19 protein-coding genes and 3 tRNA genes are annotated in these 19,023 nt (G+C 44.6%); 14 read left to right on the top strand and 8 right to left on the bottom strand.

Annotated features, from left to right (window positions below; all coding sequences use genetic code 11):
• Window positions 1-49 precede the first annotated feature (49 nt).
• Entirely contained in the window at window positions 50-742 is a 693-nt protein-coding gene (gene pyrF, locus Q7A_RS14165) for an orotidine-5'-phosphate decarboxylase (protein WP_014707523.1), read from the bottom strand.
• Between the two features lie 122 nt (window positions 743-864).
• On the opposite strand from pyrF, the gene tgt reads away from it, so the two are divergent.
• The 4 genes from tgt (at window position 865) to secF (ending at window position 5,248) form a co-directional block, all read left to right on the top strand.
• Window positions 865-1,971: a tRNA guanosine(34) transglycosylase Tgt gene (gene tgt / locus Q7A_RS14160; RefSeq protein ID WP_014707522.1), complete on the top strand. Its 1,107-nt coding sequence runs from the start codon at window positions 865-867 to the stop codon at window positions 1,969-1,971.
• 74 nt (window positions 1,972-2,045) lie between these two features.
• Window positions 2,046-2,375 (top strand): preprotein translocase subunit YajC, encoded by a 330-nt coding sequence (gene yajC, locus Q7A_RS14155; protein ID WP_014707521.1) that lies wholly within the window; start codon window positions 2,046-2,048, stop codon window positions 2,373-2,375.
• A gap of 49 nt (window positions 2,376-2,424) precedes the next feature.
• Window positions 2,425-4,281, top strand: coding sequence for a protein translocase subunit SecD (secD, locus tag Q7A_RS14150; protein WP_014707520.1), 1,857 nt, complete (start codon window positions 2,425-2,427; stop codon window positions 4,279-4,281).
• 16 nt (window positions 4,282-4,297) lie between these two features.
• Window positions 4,298-5,248 (top strand): protein translocase subunit SecF, encoded by a 951-nt coding sequence (gene secF, locus Q7A_RS14145; RefSeq protein WP_014707519.1) that lies wholly within the window; start codon window positions 4,298-4,300, stop codon window positions 5,246-5,248.
• A gap of 468 nt (window positions 5,249-5,716) precedes the next feature.
• Here the strand turns inward: secF and Q7A_RS14140 are convergent, their stop codons facing one another.
• Window positions 5,717-5,968 (bottom strand): hypothetical protein, encoded by a 252-nt coding sequence (locus Q7A_RS14140; protein ID WP_014707518.1) that lies wholly within the window; start codon window positions 5,966-5,968, stop codon window positions 5,717-5,719.
• 433 nt (window positions 5,969-6,401) lie between these two features.
• Here Q7A_RS14140 and Q7A_RS14135 point away from each other — a divergent pair, with 433 nt between their 5' ends.
• From Q7A_RS14135 to Q7A_RS14110, 6 genes are all read left to right on the top strand, one after another.
• Window positions 6,402-6,680, top strand: a complete 279-nt coding sequence (locus Q7A_RS14135) for a hypothetical protein (RefSeq protein WP_041354590.1) — start codon at window positions 6,402-6,404, stop codon at window positions 6,678-6,680.
• A gap of 22 nt (window positions 6,681-6,702) precedes the next feature.
• The gene (locus Q7A_RS14130; protein ID WP_014707516.1) at window positions 6,703-7,659 is read left to right on the top strand and encodes a PQQ-dependent catabolism-associated beta-propeller protein; all 957 of its coding nucleotides are present in this window, start codon (window positions 6,703-6,705) and stop codon (window positions 7,657-7,659) included.
• Window positions 7,660-7,781: 122 nt separating this feature from the next.
• Entirely contained in the window at window positions 7,782-8,294 is a 513-nt protein-coding gene (locus Q7A_RS14125; RefSeq protein WP_014707515.1) for a hypothetical protein, read from the top strand.
• Window positions 8,295-9,650 (top strand): UDP-N-acetylmuramate:L-alanyl-gamma-D-glutamyl-meso-diaminopimelate ligase, encoded by a 1,356-nt coding sequence (mpl, locus tag Q7A_RS14120; RefSeq protein ID WP_014707514.1) that lies wholly within the window; start codon window positions 8,295-8,297, stop codon window positions 9,648-9,650. It abuts the gene before it with no gap.
• Window positions 9,643-10,251, top strand: coding sequence for a UbiX family flavin prenyltransferase (locus tag Q7A_RS14115; RefSeq protein WP_014707513.1), 609 nt, complete (start codon window positions 9,643-9,645; stop codon window positions 10,249-10,251). Before mpl ends, Q7A_RS14115 begins: the two co-directional genes overlap by 8 nt.
• A gap of 72 nt (window positions 10,252-10,323) precedes the next feature.
• Window positions 10,324-11,991 (top strand): formate--tetrahydrofolate ligase, encoded by a 1,668-nt coding sequence (locus Q7A_RS14110; protein ID WP_014707512.1) that lies wholly within the window; start codon window positions 10,324-10,326, stop codon window positions 11,989-11,991.
• Here Q7A_RS14110 and ubiB read toward each other — a convergent pair whose 3' ends face one another.
• The 6 genes from ubiB to hslV are packed head-to-tail and all read right to left on the bottom strand — an operon-like array spanning window position 11,992 to window position 17,263.
• A complete protein-coding gene (gene ubiB / locus Q7A_RS14105) occupies window positions 11,992-13,659 on the bottom strand; it encodes a ubiquinone biosynthesis regulatory protein kinase UbiB (RefSeq protein ID WP_014707511.1) in 1,668 nt (555 codons plus the stop codon).
• Window positions 13,656-14,258: a ubiquinone biosynthesis accessory factor UbiJ gene (locus tag Q7A_RS14100; protein WP_014707510.1), complete on the bottom strand. Its 603-nt coding sequence runs from the start codon at window positions 14,256-14,258 to the stop codon at window positions 13,656-13,658. The genes ubiB and Q7A_RS14100 overlap by 4 nt, the downstream gene beginning before the upstream one ends.
• Before the next feature lie 3 nt (window positions 14,259-14,261).
• A complete protein-coding gene (gene ubiE / locus Q7A_RS14095) occupies window positions 14,262-15,008 on the bottom strand; it encodes a bifunctional demethylmenaquinone methyltransferase/2-methoxy-6-polyprenyl-1,4-benzoquinol methylase UbiE (RefSeq protein WP_014707509.1) in 747 nt (248 codons plus the stop codon).
• 7 nt (window positions 15,009-15,015) lie between these two features.
• Entirely contained in the window at window positions 15,016-15,381 is a 366-nt protein-coding gene (locus Q7A_RS14090) for a gamma-butyrobetaine hydroxylase-like domain-containing protein (RefSeq protein ID WP_014707508.1), read from the bottom strand.
• Between the two features lie 8 nt (window positions 15,382-15,389).
• Window positions 15,390-16,718, bottom strand: a complete 1,329-nt coding sequence (gene hslU / locus Q7A_RS14085) for an ATP-dependent protease ATPase subunit HslU (RefSeq protein ID WP_014707507.1) — start codon at window positions 16,716-16,718, stop codon at window positions 15,390-15,392.
• On the bottom strand, window positions 16,718-17,263 hold the full coding sequence (gene hslV, locus Q7A_RS14080; RefSeq protein WP_014707506.1) for an ATP-dependent protease subunit HslV: 546 nt from the start codon (window positions 17,261-17,263) through the stop codon (window positions 16,718-16,720). The genes hslU and hslV overlap by 1 nt, the downstream gene beginning before the upstream one ends.
• Window positions 17,264-17,432: 169 nt before the next feature.
• Here hslV and Q7A_RS14075 point away from each other — a divergent pair.
• From Q7A_RS14075 to tuf, 4 genes are all read left to right on the top strand, one after another.
• Window positions 17,433-17,517, top strand: a tRNA-Tyr gene (locus Q7A_RS14075).
• A 24-nt stretch (window positions 17,518-17,541) separates the two neighbouring features.
• Window positions 17,542-17,615, top strand: a tRNA-Gly gene (locus Q7A_RS14070).
• Between the two features lie 19 nt (window positions 17,616-17,634).
• Window positions 17,635-17,710, top strand: a tRNA-Thr gene (locus Q7A_RS14065).
• 79 nt (window positions 17,711-17,789) lie between these two features.
• Window positions 17,790-18,980: an elongation factor Tu gene (tuf, locus tag Q7A_RS14060; RefSeq protein ID WP_014707495.1), complete on the top strand. Its 1,191-nt coding sequence runs from the start codon at window positions 17,790-17,792 to the stop codon at window positions 18,978-18,980.
• Window positions 18,981-19,023: the final 43 nt, after the last annotated feature.

The raw sequence follows: 19,023 nt of genomic DNA, 5'->3' as shown, positions 1-19,023 counted from the left end.
AAAACCACTTTTTGTGGGTTTTTTGCAAAATAAAACAGAATTACTGGCATTAGCCTAGATCATTTTCAATCTCAATCAGTTTTTGCATGGGGTCGGCTGCAGCGGTAATCGGTCGGCCTATTACCAGATAATGGCTGCCAGCCTGAATAGCCTGTGCTGGCGTCATAATACGATGTTGATCACCTTTTGCACTGCCTGCCGGACGAATGCCTGGGGTTACTAATTGAAACTGGTTGCCCAGTTCTGCTTTTAACATAGCCGTTTCATGTGCCGAGCAAACCACACCATCCAAGCCGTTATCTGCTGCCATCACAGCAAGCCGAAGAACCGTTTCGGGAATCGTGCCCTGTAAACCAATAGCGTCAAATGTTTGCTGATCCATACTGGTGAGCAGTGTCACACCAATCAGTAAAGGAGCATCATGATGGCTGCCGATAGCTTCACGTGCTGCAGATATCATTGCCGGTCCACCCAAAGTGTGAACGTTCATCATCCAGACGCCTAAATCAGCAGCGGCCGCACAAGCTTTAGCAACCGTATTAGGGATATCGTGATATTTTAAATCCAGAAATATATCAAAGTCTTTTTGCTGTAGCATTTTGACGATTTCCGGTCCGCTGCGAGTAAATAACTCCTTACCGATTTTGAGGCGGCAACGTGAGGGATCTAATTGATCGGCCATGTTAAGCGCGGCATTCGCATCGGGGTAATCCAACGCCACAATAATTTTTGATTGACTCATAACTGCTTTCCACTAAAAATTGTATGAAGATCCTACCTTAACTGGCAGGGGATTGCGTTTGAATTCACTGAAACCTTATCGATAATGCTATCCTGTGCGCCAATTTTTGATGAGTTAACACAATGAAATTTGCGACATCAGCACAGGATGGATTGGCTCGCCGCGGCCAACTGAGTTTTGACCGAGGCACCATTGAAACCCCGGCTTTTATGCCGGTTGGGACTTACGGTTCGGTTAAAGCGATGACGCCAGAAGAGGTCAAAGCCACTGGAGCGGAGATCATTCTGGGCAATACCTTTCATCTGATGTTGCGGCCCGGCACCGATATCATCCAGCGACACGGCGATCTACATGACTTTATGCGCTGGGATAAACCTATCCTGACCGACTCCGGTGGTTTTCAGGTCTTCAGTCTTGGCGAGCTGCGTAAAATAACAGAGCAGGGTGTACATTTTCGCTCGCCAGTCAGTGGTGACAAAGTCTTTATGGGACCTGAGGAATCCATGGCTGTGCAACGCGCCTTAGGCAGTGACATAGTAATGATCTTTGATGAATGCACACCGTATCCTGCTGATGAAAAAACTGCGGCCATTTCGATGCGCTTATCATTACGTTGGGCGGCGCGCAGTAAAGCAGCACATGGAAATAATCCATCAGCATTATTCGGGATCGTGCAGGGTGGAATGCATGAAGCTTTGCGTGATGAATCTCTGGCAGGACTGACTGAGATCGGTTTTGATGGTTATGCCATCGGTGGTTTGTCAGTGGGGGAACCAAAAGAAGACATGCTGCGAATTCTCAACCACCTCAGCGAGAAAATGCCAACGGATAAGCCGCGCTATTTGATGGGTGTCGGTCGACCCGAAGATCTGGTTGAAGCCGTCTGTCTTGGTGTGGATATGTTTGACTGCGTGATGCCCACGCGAAATGCCCGAAATGGTCATCTATTTGTGCATGAGGGTGTCATTAAAATTCGTAACAGTCGTCATAAAACGGACATAGGACCTTTGGATCCTTACTGTGATTGTTATACCTGTAAAAATTACAGTCGAGCCTATTTGCATCATCTGGATCGTACCGGTGAGATGCTTGGTCCACGACTGAACACCATTCATAATCTGCATTATTATCAGCGGTTGATGCAACAGCTGAGAGACGCTATCGCAGCGGGAAATCTTCAGCAGTTTCGTCAATCGTTTTACGCAATGCGTCAGGATCGTGCAGATTAGGTTAATTGGCTATCAGCCGGCCGTTGGCTGTGGCATAATCACTGTCTTTTATTTGCCAGTTTAGAGGAAATATGATGGATTTTCTGATTTCACCTGCTTTTGCTGAAACGGCAGCATCAACGGGTTCGCCGGGTTTGCTTGATTTTGCCTTTCCAATCATCTTATTAGTGCTTTTTTATGTAATGTTGATTCGTCCACAGCAAAAACGCGCTAAAGCACACCGTACCATGCAACAATCACTGGCTAAGGGTGATGAAGTTGTAACGGATGGCGGCCTGATGGGCAAAATTAATGATATTAACGACAATGCGATTAACCTGCAGATTGCCGAAACTGTCGAAGTTAAAGTACGTCGTGAATCAATCAATTCAGTGCTCCCTAAAGGCACATTGAAAAAATTGTAAATATGAAAAGGCTGCCGGTGTGCAGCCTTTTTGCTATCTGGACTTCAAGATGAACCGATACCCCCTCTGGAAAAATCTACTGGTTGTCGCTGTAATTGTCACGGCCATTATCTATGCCATGCCAAACCTGTTTGGTGATGATCCTGCCGTACAGGTTTCTGCCGGAAGACTGAACAGCGTTGATTTACAGTTGGTTAATGAAATTGAATCAACACTGAAACAGGCTGAAATTCCCTACAAAGGGGTAGTGCTTGAAGAAAACCGTTTATTGATTCGCTTCAGTGAAGCCGATGAACAGCTCGAGGCACGTGAACTTATTCAGCAAAATCTGAGCTCTGAAGATTATATCGTTGCGTTGAATCTCGCGCCTAATACTCCGGCTTGGTTACGGTCTCTTGGGGCAGAACCAATGAATCTTGGTCTGGATCTACGTGGTGGTGTGCATTTCCTGATGGAAGTGGACATGAATGCGGTGTTGAAGCAAACACTCGAAAGTTATGCCAGCGATATTCGTATTTTATTGCGGGATAAAACGATTCGCTATACCCAGGTCAATGTAGAAAATGGTGTTTTGGCCTTTGGTTTTCGAGAAACAGCAGATCGGGACGCGGCAATTATAGAAATCGGTCGCGAATACAATGAGCTTGAAGTGGTAATTGATGAAAACGCAGAACGTCCATCAATAGCTATTAATTTGAACGAAGCTACTGTTCGTGAAACGCAGAATCTGGCTTTACAGCAAAACATCACGACATTGCGAAACCGTATTAATGAACTTGGAGTTGCTGAACCTACCGTTCAGCAGCAGGGGCAAGATCGCATTGTGGTTCAATTGCCGGGTGTTCAGGATACCGCTCAAGCCAAAAAAATCCTTGGTACCACAGCTACGTTGGAATTTCGCTTAGTCGATTTTGAAAGTGATGTTCAGGATGCGGTCAACGGACGAGTCCCTGCTAATTCTGAATTATATTATCACCGTGATGGCAGACCTTATCTATTGAATAAGCGGGTGATGTTGACCGGTGAGCATGTTATCAACGCAGCCTCAACGATAGATGGTCAGACTGGTTCGCCAGCCGTATCGGTGACGTTGGATGGCAAAGGTGCCCGTATTTTCAGCAATATTACCCGTGACAATATCGGTAACCCGATGTCAGTGGTGTTCATTGAGTCTAAAACAGAAACACAGACAATTGATGGTGAAGAAGTTACTGTTCGCCGTCAGCTGCCGGAAATTATCAGTGTCGCGACAATCCGTGATCAACTCGGTAAAAAATTCCAGATAACTGGTTTGGATAGTACTACGGAAGCACGCGATCTGGCTTTATTACTTCGAGCTGGTGCATTGGCGGCGCCAATCGATATTGTTGAAGAGCGTACTGTCGGGCCGAGTTTAGGACAGGAAAATATTGATCAGGGTTTTGCCTCCGTAATGATTGGCTTTGCTCTGGTTCTGGTGTTCATGATTATCTGGTATCGCTTATTTGGCGCGGTGGCTAATCTGGCTTTAGCAGCCAATCTGGTGTTAATTGTGGCGTTGTTATCAATGTTACAGGCCACACTCACCATGCCGGGTATTGCCGGTATTGTGTTGACTGTTGGTATGGCAGTTGATGCCAATGTGCTTATTTTTGAACGCATTCGGGAAGAGTTAAAACTGGGCAACAGTCCACGCGCCAGCATTGATGCCGGTTATGCAAAAGCATTTTCAACCATTGCTGACGCAAACATTACAACATTGATCGCGGCGATAGTGTTGTTTGGCTTTGGTACCGGAACGATTAAGGGGTTTGCTATCACGCTGACGTTAGGCATATTAACCTCAATGTTTACTGCGATTGTGGGCACTCGTATGGTGATTAACCTTGTTTATGGTCGTAAGCAACGACCAAAATTGTCCATCTAATTAAGGCTCGTATCACATGCATTTATTAAGCAAAGAAACAAACATTAATTTTGTTGGGATCCGAAAAATTGCATTAGCATTTTCGGCATTATTATTATTGATTTCCGCGTATTCAATTGTGACCAATAGTTTGAATTTTGGAATTGATTTTACCGGCGGCACGATGATTGAAGTGGGATATCCTCAGGCAGTCGATCTGGAGGAAGTCCGCACAATACTTGAACAAGGCGGTTACGAGGATGCCTTAGTTCAGAATTTTGGTTCTTTAACGGATGTACTGATACGTTTGCCCGTTATTGAAAGTGAAAATATGGCTGAAATAAGTAATCAGGTTGTAGCTTTATTGCAAGCAGAACAAACCGATGCTGTTGAGGTCAGAAGAGTCGAGTTTGTTGGTCCTCAGGTGGGGGAAGAACTTGCCGAAGATGGCGGTCTGGCGATGGTTTATGCGCTGATTGGTATTCTTATTTATGTAGCATTACGGTTTGAATATCGTTTTGCAATTGCATCGGTGCTTGCGTTGGTCCATGACGTTGTTATTACTGTCGGGTTTTTCTCGTTATTCCGTCTGGATTTTGATCTGACGGTATTAGCCGCTATTCTCGCCGTAATAGGCTATTCGCTGAACGATACCATTGTAGTATTTGACAGGATCCGTGAAAGCTTTCTGAAGATGCGTAAAGCAGAACCGCTTGAAGTGATTAACACCTCTATTAATGCCACCTTGGGACGAACCATTATGACATCGATGACAACATTACTGGTTGTCGTGGCATTATTTGTATTTGGCGGTGAAGTGATTCACGCTTTTGCAACGGCGCTGCTTATCGGGATTCTGGTGGGGACTTATTCATCAATTTATGTTGCGGGCACCGCTGTACTGTTGATGGGGGTGACAAAGACTGACTTGATGCCTCCGGAAAAAGATGAAGATGGTGAAGTCAACCCTGATGGTAGCCAAGTCTGAATAAAACAGTAAGGCCCGCATGATGCGGGTCTTTTTTTATCATGCGACCGGTAAGTCTCCTTGTAGGAGACACTCATTGATAGATGAAAGCTCTTATACTGAATCGACCAAAGAATATGATAGCTAAACAGTAGGGGGGCGAATAGCAATCTGAAGCAACTACTGGTCTGGCGAACAGAAATTGTATAAAGGCGTCGCTTGTCATTGACGAAACTCCTCGTCAGCAATAACGGCAAGGATAAAATCAGATACAAACGCCGATGCTGGTATGTTTGGCCTTACTGAGTGCATTATGGAAGTTATTGCATGGTGGAGCTCAGGCATCGTAGAGAAGCAGACAAACCCAAGAAGTTATTGACGAATTGGAGCTTATATTATTGCTGGGCAGTTAACATCCGCTTAGAGTAAACTTATAAACTGAAGTGGTTTAGTCGTATGCCTGGTATTTTGAGAGGATAATATGAAGACTCACCGTCTGGGTGATTGATAATTTTTAGCAGGAATAATATCTATAGAATCGTTCCGATTAATGCGGGCTTTTTCCATGGATATAACATTGTCTGAAAATTGATTGTTGCCATGAGAAGCTTGGTCATGCTGAGTTTCAACTTTAAGTATACGCAAGCCCTCATAGTTACTTTGATAACTCATAAATGTGGCAAATTCCTCAAGACCTTGCATGATTTGTCGCAGATCTAATTCCAGTGATTTGTTTTTCATCTATTTCGCCCTGTTTCTATTAGAACACGTAGCGGCCTTGGCGTGAAAATCTTGAGAAAAATTACTTCTGAAAAAATATCTTTGGCTTGGGATACAACAATAACTTGAGCGGTTGAATTCTAAGGGAGATTTTCTGAGACAGGCATATCAAGTAAATGTTGTTGAACTCGGCATGCTTCAGGTGACAAAGTTTGCGAAGCTCTTGCTGTTAGCAACTGATAATAAGTACATAATCAGAACCATTTGCTGTGACACCGGTTATTAAGCTTATTTCAACTGCTGATAGGTTGCGAGGAGGCTGTATTACCAAATTTGTTCAATATCAAACCAAGCAAACAAATACATTAACTCAATGGCAACAAAAGAATCCCACTATACCTGTTAAAGTACTAAGTTTCTGGAAGTCGGTTAACTAACCGGTTTAAAAAAAACAATGACCAAGCAAGCTTGGACCGACTGCGCTGGAACCAAAATGATTGCGGGTTCTGTGAGGCAAACCATGCAATATGATGCCGAATTTATGTTGAAGCATCTCAAAACAGTTTGGGTTTTTGATGGTCAAAATAGTGATAACGCTGATTTTTGTGAGAATGATAATTTTCGCCAGATTCTTCTAATAATTGATAATGAGAATACAATTCTTGAAGATGCGCCGTTAAGCGGATTTGAAGAAAGGTTGAATAGCCTTGAGAGCGTTAATTGCAAATCTTGAGATATGACATGGAGAACGCTGAATGAAAAATAAAATATTATTACTGACTTCATTGCTTCTGACGAGCACGACAGTATTAGCTGAACCGACATACCGCTTGTTTGTGACAAATGAAAAGGATGATACGTTAAGCGTTATAAATTCACGGACCAATACAATTGAAACAACAATAAAAATTGGGCAACGTCCACGTGGTATTGGTTTATCACCTGATCAAACGGTGCTTTATGTGGCGATTAGTGAAGATAATGCAATTGCTGTAGTAGATGTAAATACTTTGAAAGTGATCAAAACACTGGATGCTGGTGATGATCCAGAAACCTTTGATGTGAACCCGATAAATGGGCATTTAGTGGTTTCTAATGAGGATGATGGTGAGGCTATATTCCTGGACCCAAAATCCGCTGTAAAGCTTTCAGCCGTTAAGGTTGGCATTGAACCGGAAGGCGTCGCCGTATCGCCAACTGGTAAATATGCATTGGTCACCAGTGAATCAAGTAACATGGTTCATATTATCGAGACGGCTAATTACCAACCCGTGGCACATTTGGTTGTTGGAGCACGCCCAAGAGGCTTGGCATTTAACAGCAATGGCAGTTTGGCCTATGCAACGAGTGAAATTGGTAACGAAGTTGCGATTATTGATATGGAAACATTCAAAGTAATCAAGAAATCCGGAATTGATGTCGAAAACTCCAAACCAATGGATATCAAGGTCAGTCCCGATGATAAAATGCTATACATCACCACTGGACGTGGTAATTCCGTGGCTTTCCTGGATGCTGAAACATTGGTGTTAAAAGCTAATGTACCTGTTGGAAAAAGGGTTTGGGGAATAGAAGTCTCTAAAGATGGAACGAAACTTTATACTGCGGATGGTGTTGATGGCACTGTATCCGTTGTTGATACTGCGAAGCAGGAGCGCATTAAATCGATTCAGGTTGGTGCTTTCCCATGGGGCGTTGCGTTAGACGATTGAATTTGATAGAGGCGTTATAAATTTCGTCAGGTTATGTTGGCGTCGCTGGATTTTATAAATCAAATAACATTTGTAGCGAGAAATATTTTGTGAACGCTTACTGACGCGCTATGATGCCGCACATGAAAGTTATACAACGACTCATCGATATTTGTCTGTTTCGCTCGGGACCAGAAAGTCTTCCCGCTAATAACCAACTGATGCAACTGGTTTTATCGACGTACTTCGTCATCAGTGTCGTTGTGAATCAAATTGATATGTCTTTACGTATCAGCCTATGGATAGGTTTAACCGATCTTATTGTGCTGATGACTTTTCTCTATGTGTTACTTCGAATGAATAATTTTCTGCCCCGTTATCAACAGACATTAATGGCATTGGCTGGTGCTGGAAGCCTGTTGGGGATATTAGCCATGCCATTGTTATGGGCCTTTCATCAATTTGCAGAACAGTCAGATACGGCTAATTTTATATTACTGGCACTCATGTTGGTGATGCTATGGAGCTTGATGGTCACCGCACATATATTTCGGTATAGCATCGAGACATCGGCACCTAAAGCAGTGGCACTGACGATCTTATATGTATTTCTGGCCATTATTACGAATGGCCTTGTTATGTCTGGAGTTGCCTGAATGCATATCCATATTTTAGGAATCTGCGGCACCTTCATGGGTGGGCTGGCTTTACTGGCACGTGAACGTGGTTTTAACGTTTCTGGTTCTGACGCTAACGTTTATCCACCGATGAGTGATCAGTTAGCTGATGCTGGCATTGATGTGATGCAAGGCTATTTACCAGAACATCTGCAACCCTCTCCCGACATGGTCATCATGGGCAATGCGATGTCGCGTGGAAATGCGGCTGTTGAATATGTGCTCAACCAGGGGCTGCCGTATATTTCAGGTCCCCAGTGGCTGGCAGAAAATATTTTGGTAAATCGATGGGTGTTGGCGGTATCTGGTACTCACGGTAAAACCACAACCAGCAGTATGCTGGCATGGATTCTTGAATATGCGGGAATGCGACCCGGCTTTCTGATTGGGGGGGTGCCAGGTAATTTCGGTCAATCTGCCGCTATAGGAAATACGCCTTTTTTTGTGATTGAGGCCGATGAATATGACACCGCATTTTTTGATAAACGCAGCAAATTTATCCATTACCATCCTCGCACTCTGGTGATTAATAACCTCGAATTTGACCATGCAGATATCTTTGCCGATCTGGCAGCTATCCAAACCCAATTTCATCACCTTATCCGTACAGTCCCGTCAGAAGGTCTGTTAATTACCCCCTATGCTGTTCCGGCGATTGAACAGACTCTCGAACGAGGTTGTTGGACTCATCGACAATCCATCGATGGTGAAAGGGCCGATTGGCAATTGGCAGAGATTGCCGAAGATGGTCATTGTTTTTCTGTTAAACACAAACAGCAGGCTGCAAAAGTGAGCTGGTCATTACTCGGTCGACATAATGTCAATAATGCCCTTGCCGCTATTGCCGCCGCACATCATGTAGGCGTTACTGTCGAACATGCCTGTGAAGCATTAAACCAGTTTAAAGGGGTGAAGCGCCGGCTCGAACTGCGAGGAGAATGCCGTGGCGTAAAAGTCTATGATGACTTTGCTCATCATCCGACAGCGATTGCTACCACTTTGCAAGGTCTGCGAGCCAATATCGGTCAGCAACGGCTGATAGCAGTATTAGAGCCACGATCCAATACCATGAAAATGGGAGTACATGCACAAACTTTGGCTGAGTCATTGCAACAAGCCGATAACGTGATTTTATTTCAGGATCCGCAATTCTCCTGGTCTTTGGATGCAATCAAGCAGCAACTCGGACATAAAGCCGAAATACATCATCAAGTTGACGATATTGTTTTGCAATTGGCCCAACACAGTGAAGCTGGTGATCATATTGTCGTGATGAGTAACGGTGGCTTTGGTGGTATTCATCAAAAAATTCTGGATGCGTTGACCAATGTCTGATCCTTTACAAATTGCACTTGCCATTACGGGGGCTTCGGGTGCTCCCTATGCAAAACGTTTACTAGAACAATTGTTGCATCAGGGAATAACAGTACATCTGATGATTTCTGCTGCCGGTCGTATCGTATTGGCTGATGAACTGGACTGGAAATTACCTGCTCGCGCAGCAGATGCCACCAAGGTGTTGGAAAAACAGTTCAATTGCCAGGCCGGACAGATAAAGCTTTATGGCGAGCAGCAATGGTCTTCACCACTTGCCAGTGGATCACATTCAGTACCTACGATGATTGTCTGTCCGTGCACCATGGGAACACTGTCAGCCATTGCCTGCGGCGGTAGCGATAATCTGATTAATCGTGCCGCTGATGTCATGATTAAAGAGCAACGTAAATTAATTGTTGTGCCGAGAGAAGCACCTTTTTCGCAAATCCATTTGGAAAATATGCTGAAACTGTCCCGACTGGGCGTATGCATTATGCCGCCAAATCCCGGTTTTTATTTTCGACCGCAGACACTCGAAGACATTGTCGATTTTGTAGTGGCAAGAATTCTCGATCAAGCCTCTATAAGCCATCAATTGATGCCACGCTGGGGCGAATAACTACTGGCTCTCAAACCGGGTGATGAATGAACTCGCGTATAATGCCCACAGAGCCAAAATTCGGAAAATAGCATGTCAGATATTGAAATCGCCCAACACGCAAAAATGCAGAATATTACAGAGGTCGCCACGCAAAAATTAGGTTTGCGTGTCGAGGATCTGGATAGTTACGGCCGTTATAAAGCCAAGGTTTCTCTGCAGGTAATGGACGAATTAGCAACCAAGCCTGATGGTAAATTGATTCTGGTTACAGCCATTAGCCCAACCCCCGCTGGTGAAGGTAAAACGACTACCACTATTGGTCTGAGTGACGCTTTAAACCGGATTGGTAAACAATCTACGGTTTGTGTTCGTGAACCCTCTATGGGCCCATGCTTTGGTTTGAAAGGTGGCGCTGCCGGGGGCGGTTATTCGCAGGTCGTCCCCATGGAAGATATCAATCTACATTTTACCGGTGATTTTCATGCTATTGCAGCGGCACATAACCTGTTGGCAGCAATGATTGATAACCATATTCATCATGGCAATACTTTGCAACTGGATACTCGCAAGATTACCTGGCAGCGGGTAGTGGATATGAATGACCGGGCTTTACGTCAGATCACGATAGGTATGGGCGGGCCAGCGAATGGTTTTGTCCGTGAAGATCGCTTTGATATTGTCGTTGCCTCAGAAGTCATGGCGATATTTTGTCTGGCTGGCACATTAACTGAATTGAAACAACGGCTAGGCAATATTCTGATTGGCTATTCAATCGATGGGTCTCCGCGCTACGCAAGTGATCTGAATGCCCATGGTGCGATGACGGCGCTGCTTAAAGAAGCCATTAAACCGAATTTGGTGCAGACTTTGGAAAATAATCCGGCGTTTGTTCATGGTGGACCTTTTGCCAATATTGCGCATGGCTGCAATTCGGTTATCGCTACCAAAATGGCGTTAAAACTGAGCGATTATGTAGTTACTGAAGCTGGCTTTGGTGCTGACTTGGGTGCAGAAAAGTTTATTAATATTAAATGCCGAAAAGCCGGTATTCGTCCTGACTTGGCGGTGGTGGTCGCCACGTTAAAAGCGTTGAAATACCATGGTGGTATCAATGTTCCGGATCTGGCGGCTGAAAATCTTTCCGCGCTTGAGTCGGGACTGACTAATCTGCAAAAGCATTTACATAATCTACAAAACGAATTCGGTCTGGAATGCGTTGTGGCGATAAACCACTTCATTCAGGACAGTGATGCTGAAATTGCGTTAATTAAAAACTCGGTAGAGGCTATGGGAGCGACAGCCGTTGTGGCCAGACATTGGGCTGAAGGTGGAGCAGGTGCTGAGTTACTCGCGCAGATAGTAGTAGAAAAATTACAGCAACCAAGTAAATGCGAGTTGTTGTATAGCGATAGTGCGACGTTGTGGGAAAAAATCAATGCTGTAGCCACGAGATTGTATGGGGCTAATGATGTTATCGCTGATAAAAAAGTACTGAAAAAACTTGGTGAGTTTCAATCTCTGCATGGTGATTTGCCGGTATGCATGGCTAAAACACCTTATTCTTTTAGTAGCGATCCGAGTTTGCGTGGGGCTCCGGATCAACATACTTTGACCATTCGCGATGTGCGTTTATCACGAGGGGCAGGGTTTATTGTCGTGCTCTGCGGTGATGTGATGACGATGCCCGGGTTGCCAAAAATTCCTGCGGCGGAGCGAATCGATATTGATGATAAAGGTGTAATTAGTGGATTGTTCTGATTAATCAGATCGACGCAGACTGAAATAAAGCATTAATCCGCCCCAAAGTCCCAACACCCAGCTAAGAACAGGCATTCCGGCCAACATATTTGACGAATATCCATCCAGGCCTTTAATTATTGCTGCACCCACAATAAAGGCAGCACCGCTTACGGCTGTGGCTGTTCGATAACTTGAATAGCGAACTTCCTGACGGATCTTGTCCAAATCCTTCGACGATAGCTGCATATGTAACTGACCGGCTTGAGCTTGCTTGGTCAGATCATGCAGCATTCTTGGCAAGGTCGGTAAAGTCTCTGCCCAGGTTGGTACTTCTTTCTGCAGCGATTTAACGGCTGCCTGCCATCCCAGCTTTTCCTTCATCCATTGCTCCAGAATCGGTTTGGCAGTTTGCCATAAGTCTAGATCGGGATACAAGTCGCGCCCCAGCCCTTCAATATTAAGCAGAGTTTTTTGTAATAGAACCAATTGGGGCTGGATTTGCATATCAAAGCGACGTGCAGTTTGAAACAGTCTTAACAACAACTGTCCAAAGGAAATTTCTTTCAGTGGGCGGGCAAAAATAGGTTCACAAACACTGCGAATGGCTGATTCAAATTCATCCATTCGGGTTTCTGCCGGCACCCAGCCGGATTGGATATGCAGTTCGGCAACACGACGATAATCATGATTAAAGAAAGCCAGAAAGTTTTCAGCCAGATAACGTTGATCGTCAGGTGAAAGAGTACCCATAATGCCGAAATCAATGGCAATATAACGCGGCAATAGTGGATTATTGACGTCGACCAGAATATTGCCCGGGTGCATATCAGCATGAAAAAAACTATGTCTGAATACCTGGGTAAAGAAGATTTCCACCCCGATAGTGGCGAGCAGTTCCAAATCGATATTATGCTGCTTCAGTAAAGCTATATTGCTGATCGGAGCGCCAAATACCCGTTCCTGAACCAGCAGGTTTGGTTTGGTCAGTGACCAGTAAACTTCTGGAACATAAAGTAATCGCTCATCAGCAAAATGTCGTTTCAGTTGCGAAGCTGACGCTGCTTCACGCAACATATCCAACTCATCAAACAGATTTTTTTCAAGCTCTGCAACCACCTCACGGGGACGCAGTCGTTTGCCTTCAGACCAGTAGCGTTCGGCTAAACCGGCGAGGGTATAAAGCAGGTCGACATCACGGCGAATCACTTTCTCAATGCCCGGACGTACTAATTTAAGAATGACTTGTTTACCATCAGTCAAAGTCGCAGCATGCACCTGAGCGATTGATGCAGAGGCTAATGGTTCAGCATCAATATGACTGAAAATGCGTACCGGTTCGCCTTCTTCATAAGCGGCATGGATTAATGCTAACGCAACATCATTGGGGAAGGGAGCAACTTGATCCTGCAGTTTTGCCAATGAATCAGCGATATCTTCCGGTAATAAATCGCGACGGGTAGAGAGGATTTGACCAAATTTGACAAAAATCGGTCCTAAATCCTGCAATGCCAAGCGAATTCGCTCTCCTCTAGGCACGTGGGCTTTATGGCGCCAGCGATAAGGTGAAAACCAGCTGAGAAATCGATAGGGTCGGAAAAAATGTATGGTCAGAATCAGTTCGTCGAGGCGATGACGGCCCAGCACATGATTTATTTGTAATAAACGTCCGAACTGACTGAATTTCATGTTTTTTTCTCAGTAATGTTTTGCAGTCTTTTTATTCGGGCTTCTAATCTTTCAGTATCGGCACGAAGCAGATCCACATTTTGCATAAACCGCTGAGTTTGCGATTTATCCGGCAAATAATGACTTTCTTCTCTGAGGTATTCGGCCACACTTTGTTCGAATTCTGAGCGATTGTAATTCAACCAGTCAAAACCACGACGTAAACTCTGGGCCAGCGGATAGGCTAATGTATCCCCTGTAACTCTGGCGAGCTGCTGTTCCCAGTCGAAATCAAAGTGTTGCTGCCAGTCCTGTAACTGTTTGGCGAACTGGACATCACCGAGGATCTGGATTTGATTGGAAAACAGGCTCTCCGGCTGCTTTAACAGTTTTAACAAGGCAAAGCTATCAGCCTTAATCATCAAGTCAGCAATTTCATCGCCAGCATTATCCAGCACAATTCTGTTATCAGTGAATTTAGCCAAAACGGCAAGATTCAGGTTGGTGATATCAATGCGGATGCTACGATTTGCAAAATGTTTGAGCTGTTCATGGCTTTCCATGTCAAAGCGCAATGCATGATTCAAGGCCATTTCAAATGGCTTTAAAAATAAACTCATGATTTAAAATTTATAACCACTATGTAATGCCACAATGCCTGCAGACATATTCATGAAATCAACACGTTCGAATCCAGCATCTTCCATCATTTTTTTCAAACTAGTCTGATCCGGGTGCATTCGAATTGATTCAGCCAAATAGCGATAACTTTCAGCATCATTGGTAAACAATTTACCTAATGCCGGTAATACTTTGAATGAGTATGTGTCGTAGATCGGTGTTAACCAGCTGACAGGTTGGGAAAACTCCAGCACCATTAATTTTCCACCAGGTTTGAGCACCCGCAACATCGAACGAAGGGCTTTATCTTTATCAGTAACATTGCGTAAACCAAAGGCAATTGTTATGCAGTCAAATGTATTATCAGGAAATGGCAAGGTTTCAGCATTGGCTTGAACATATTCAATATTGCCGGATTTACCCAGATCGGTAAGACGATCACGACCAACATTCAGCATAGAAGCATTGATATCAGCCAAAACAACTTTGCCTTTTGAACCAACCATATCAGCAAACTTGGCAGTCAAATCACCGGTACCTCCGGCAATATCAAGCACTTTTGCTCCCCGTCTTACATTGCTGTTATGCAATGTAAAGCGCTTCCAAAAACGATGAATTCCCATGGACATCAAATCATTCATCAAGTCATAGCGACTCGCAACAGAGTGAAATACCTCGGCAACATGTTTAGCTTTTTCGCTAGTGGGTACCTGCTTAAACCCAAAATGAGTAGTGTTATTGTCTTCCATAATTTCCTCAGGCGTCGCGTTGACGTTCATATCCCTCAGCCATCAACTTACCGAGGTATTTTTGCCAATAATTATCCCGGTTAATGCAGAGGTTGTATAAATAATCCCAACTGAATAGACCGCTGTCATGACCATCATCAAAATAAATTTTGATGGCGTAATGACCAACTGGTTCAATATTGTTGATACCCACGTTTTCTTTTTGTATTTGTAATACTTCCTGTCCCGAACCATGACCTTTAACTTCAGCCGAAGGAGAATGGACTCGCAGGAATTCAGCAGATAGAAAATAATGCTTATCATCGTAGACCAGTTCCAGTTTACGGGATTGCTTGTGTAACTGTATTTCGCTTGGCAATGGTGCCTGACTCATAATTTTCCTCAAAGGATATATCGTGACAAGTCTTCATCCTGCACCAGCTCTGACAGCTGCTGACTGACATAATTTTCATCGATGATAAATTTTTGTTCAGTATCTTCACCTGCTTCGTATGAAATGTCTTCCAACAATCTTTCCAGCAGGGTATGCAGACGACGGGCACCGATATTCTCGGTCTTTTCATTTACTTGCCAGGCAAGCTCGGCAATACGTTTGATGCCATCAGTTGTAAAACTCAAATCAACAGATTCAGTTGCCATTAATGCAGAGTATTGTTCAGTAAGCGATGCATCCGGTTCGGTCAGAATTCTGACAAAATCTTCCGTTGTCAGAGCATTGAGCTCAACTCTGATGGGTAATCGTCCTTGCAATTCCGGAATCAGGTCTGAAGGTTTGCTGAGATGAAAAGCGCCAGATGCAATAAATAGAATGTGATCCGTTTTCAACATACCGTATTTGGTTGAAACAGTGCTACCTTCGACTAAAGGTAATAAATCACGTTGCACACCGGCACGTGAGACGTCCGCACCACTTCCAGCACCTTCGCCACGGTGAGTAATCTTGTCTATTTCATCCAGAAACACAATGCCATTTTGTTCGACACGGTTAATAACCTCAGCCTTTAAATCTTCTTCGTTAATCAACTTGGCTGCTTCTTCTTCACTGATTAAACGCATAGCTTTCGCCACGGTCAGTTTTCGGGTTGACTTGCGTTGGTTACCCATACTTTGGAACATATCCTGTAACTGGCTGGTGAGTTCCTCCATTCCCGGTGGTGTCATGATCTCAACGCCCATCTGATGTTGTGCCAGCTCCAGTTCAATTTCCCGATCATCGAGTTTGCCTTCACGCAACATTTTGCGGAATTTTTGTCGGGTATTAGATTCTTCTTCGGTTAATGTGCCGCGGGCAGGTGTAAGCAATGAATCAAGAATTCGTTCTTCTGCCGCATCAATGGCAAGCGGTTTGGCATCATTAATGGCAGTTTCACGCAACATTTTCATCGCACTTTCAGCGAGATCACGAATAATTGATTCAACATCACGACCGACATAACCGACCTCGGTAAATTTAGTCGCCTCAACTTTAATAAAAGGAGCATTTACCAGGGAAGCCAGTCGTCTGGCGATTTCAGTTTTCCCCACACCGGTCGGACCAATCATCAAGATATTTTTGGGCGTCACTTCCTGTTGCAAGGTCGCATCAAGCTGTTGTCGACGCCAACGATTACGCAAGGCTATCGCAACGGCTTTTTTGGCTTCGTGCTGTCCGATAATGTGTTTATCTAATTCGTGAACAATTTGTTTTGGCGTAAGTGATTGATTCATCATTATTTGTTGTAATCCAAAGTTTCTATAGTGAGGTTGTGATTGGTATAGATGCAGATATCAGCAGCGATATTCAAGCCTTTCTCAACAATCTCACTGGCAGATAAATCAGTGTTTTGCAGTAAAGCTGTTGCAGCAGCCTGGGCGAACGGACCACCTGAGCCGATTGCAATTAAGCCGTGTTCAGGCTCAATGACGTCGCCATTACCCGAGATAATTAAAGACGCTTCGGCATCTGCAACTGCCAGCAGAGCTTCGAGACGGCGCATCATTCTATCCGTACGCCAGTCTTTAGCCAGCTCAAGAGCACTGCGAGTAAGGTTGCCTTGATGTTTTTCCAGTTTAGCTTCAAAACGTTCAAACAGCGTAAAGGCATCTGCGGTGCCACCAGCAAAACCAGCAATCACTTTGTTATGATAAAGACGTCTTACTTTTCGGGCATTGCCTTTCATAATAGTATTGCCAAGGCTGACCTGTCCGTCCCCACCAATCACTACCTGGCCGTCACGACGATATGAGAGGATCGTGGTGCCACGGTATTGCTCCATAAAAAACTCCAGTAATTATTTAGAAAAATAGCCGCCCAGTATACTATAGCTGTATCAGCTATTGATGATTCGAAATTAGTTTTAAACAGTCTTTTCTGTCATTTTGATTTAAAAGTAAGATAGTGGTTGACAGCAAGCAGGTATTTCCGGAAAATGCGACCTCTTTAGTGGAGGGGTTCCCGAGCGGCCAAAGGGATCAGACTGTAAATCTGACGGTTCTACCTTCGGAGGTTCGAATCCTCCCCCCTCCACCATTTTTATGAAGAGTTTACTATTTTGCGGGTGTAGTTCAATGGTAGAACTCCAGCCTTCCAAGCTGACTATGTGGGTTCGATTCCCATCACCCGCTCCATTTTAGTTTGGAAAATATGGCCCGCATAGCTCAGTCGGTAGAGCGCATCCATGGTAAGGATGAGGTCATCAGTTCGATTCTGATTGCGGGCTCCATTATTTCGATTTGATTGGGCAGGGAGTTCCTTGCCTGTTTTTGATTTTAACAATTAAAAAGTTTGGCGGGGAGACTGGCATGTCTAAGGCAAAATTTGAACGTACAAAACCCCACGTAAACGTGGGCACCATAGGTCACGTTGACCATGGTAAAACGACACTGACAGCTGCGATTACCAAAGTAATGGCAGAAGCATCAGGTGGCGAATTCAAAAATTACGCGGATATTGATAACGCACCGGAAGAAAGAGAGCGCGGCATCACGATTGCGACAGCGCACGTAGAATACGAAACAGCGAATCGTCATTACGCCCACGTAGACTGCCCAGGCCATGCTGACTATGTCAAAAACATGATCACGGGTGCAGCACAGATGGATGGTGCGATTCTGGTGGTTAACGCAGCAGACGGCCCGATGCCACAAACACGTGAACACATTCTGTTGTCACGTCAGGTTGGCGTTCCATACATCATTGTTTACCTGAACAAAGCAGACATGGTTGATGATGCTGAGCTGATTGAACTGGTAGAAATGGAAGTACGTGAATTATTGGATTCATATGACTTCCCAGGTGATGACACCCCAATTATTGTTGGTTCAGCACTGAAAGCATTGGAAGGCGATACCAGCGAAATTGGTGCTCCTTCAATTATGCGTCTGGCTGAAGCGATGGACGAATACTTCCCAGAGCCGAAACGAGCGATTGATGGTGCATTCTTAATGCCTATCGAAGACGTTTTCTCTATCTCTGGTCGTGGTACGGTTGTAACCGGTCGTGTAGAGCGTGGTATTGTCAAAGTTGGCGACGAACTCGAAATCGTTGGTATCAAAGACACGCAGAAAACTACCTGTACAGGTGTTGAAATGTTCCGCAAACTGCTGGACCAAGGTCAGGCAGGGGACAACGTTGGTGTGTTGTTACGCGGTACCAAACGTGAAGACGTTGACCGTGGACAGGTACTGGCGCACCCGGGCACTATCAAGCCCCATACAAAATTTGAAGCGGAAGTGTACATTTTGTCGAAAGACGAAGGTGGCCGTCACACACCATTTTTCAATGGTTACCGTCCACAGTTTTATTTCCGTACAACCGACGTCACAGGTGCCTGTGAATTACCCTCTGGTGTAGAAATGGTTATGCCTGGTGATAACGTCAAGATGGACGTAACTTTAATCAATCCGATTGCGATGGAAGAAGGTTTACGTTTTGCTATTCGTGAAGGCGGCCGCACCGTTGGTGCTGGCGTCGTCAGTAAGATCGTCGAATAGTATATAATGCTTATGGCTGAGCACATGGGTGCTCAGCCGAATG

Source organism: Methylophaga nitratireducenticrescens (genome assembly GCF_000260985.4).
Lineage (GTDB): Bacteria > Pseudomonadota > Gammaproteobacteria > Nitrosococcales > Methylophagaceae > Methylophaga > Methylophaga nitratireducenticrescens.
Note: the sequence above shows the minus strand (reverse complement) of the source record. Positions and strands in the feature narration are given on the sequence as shown.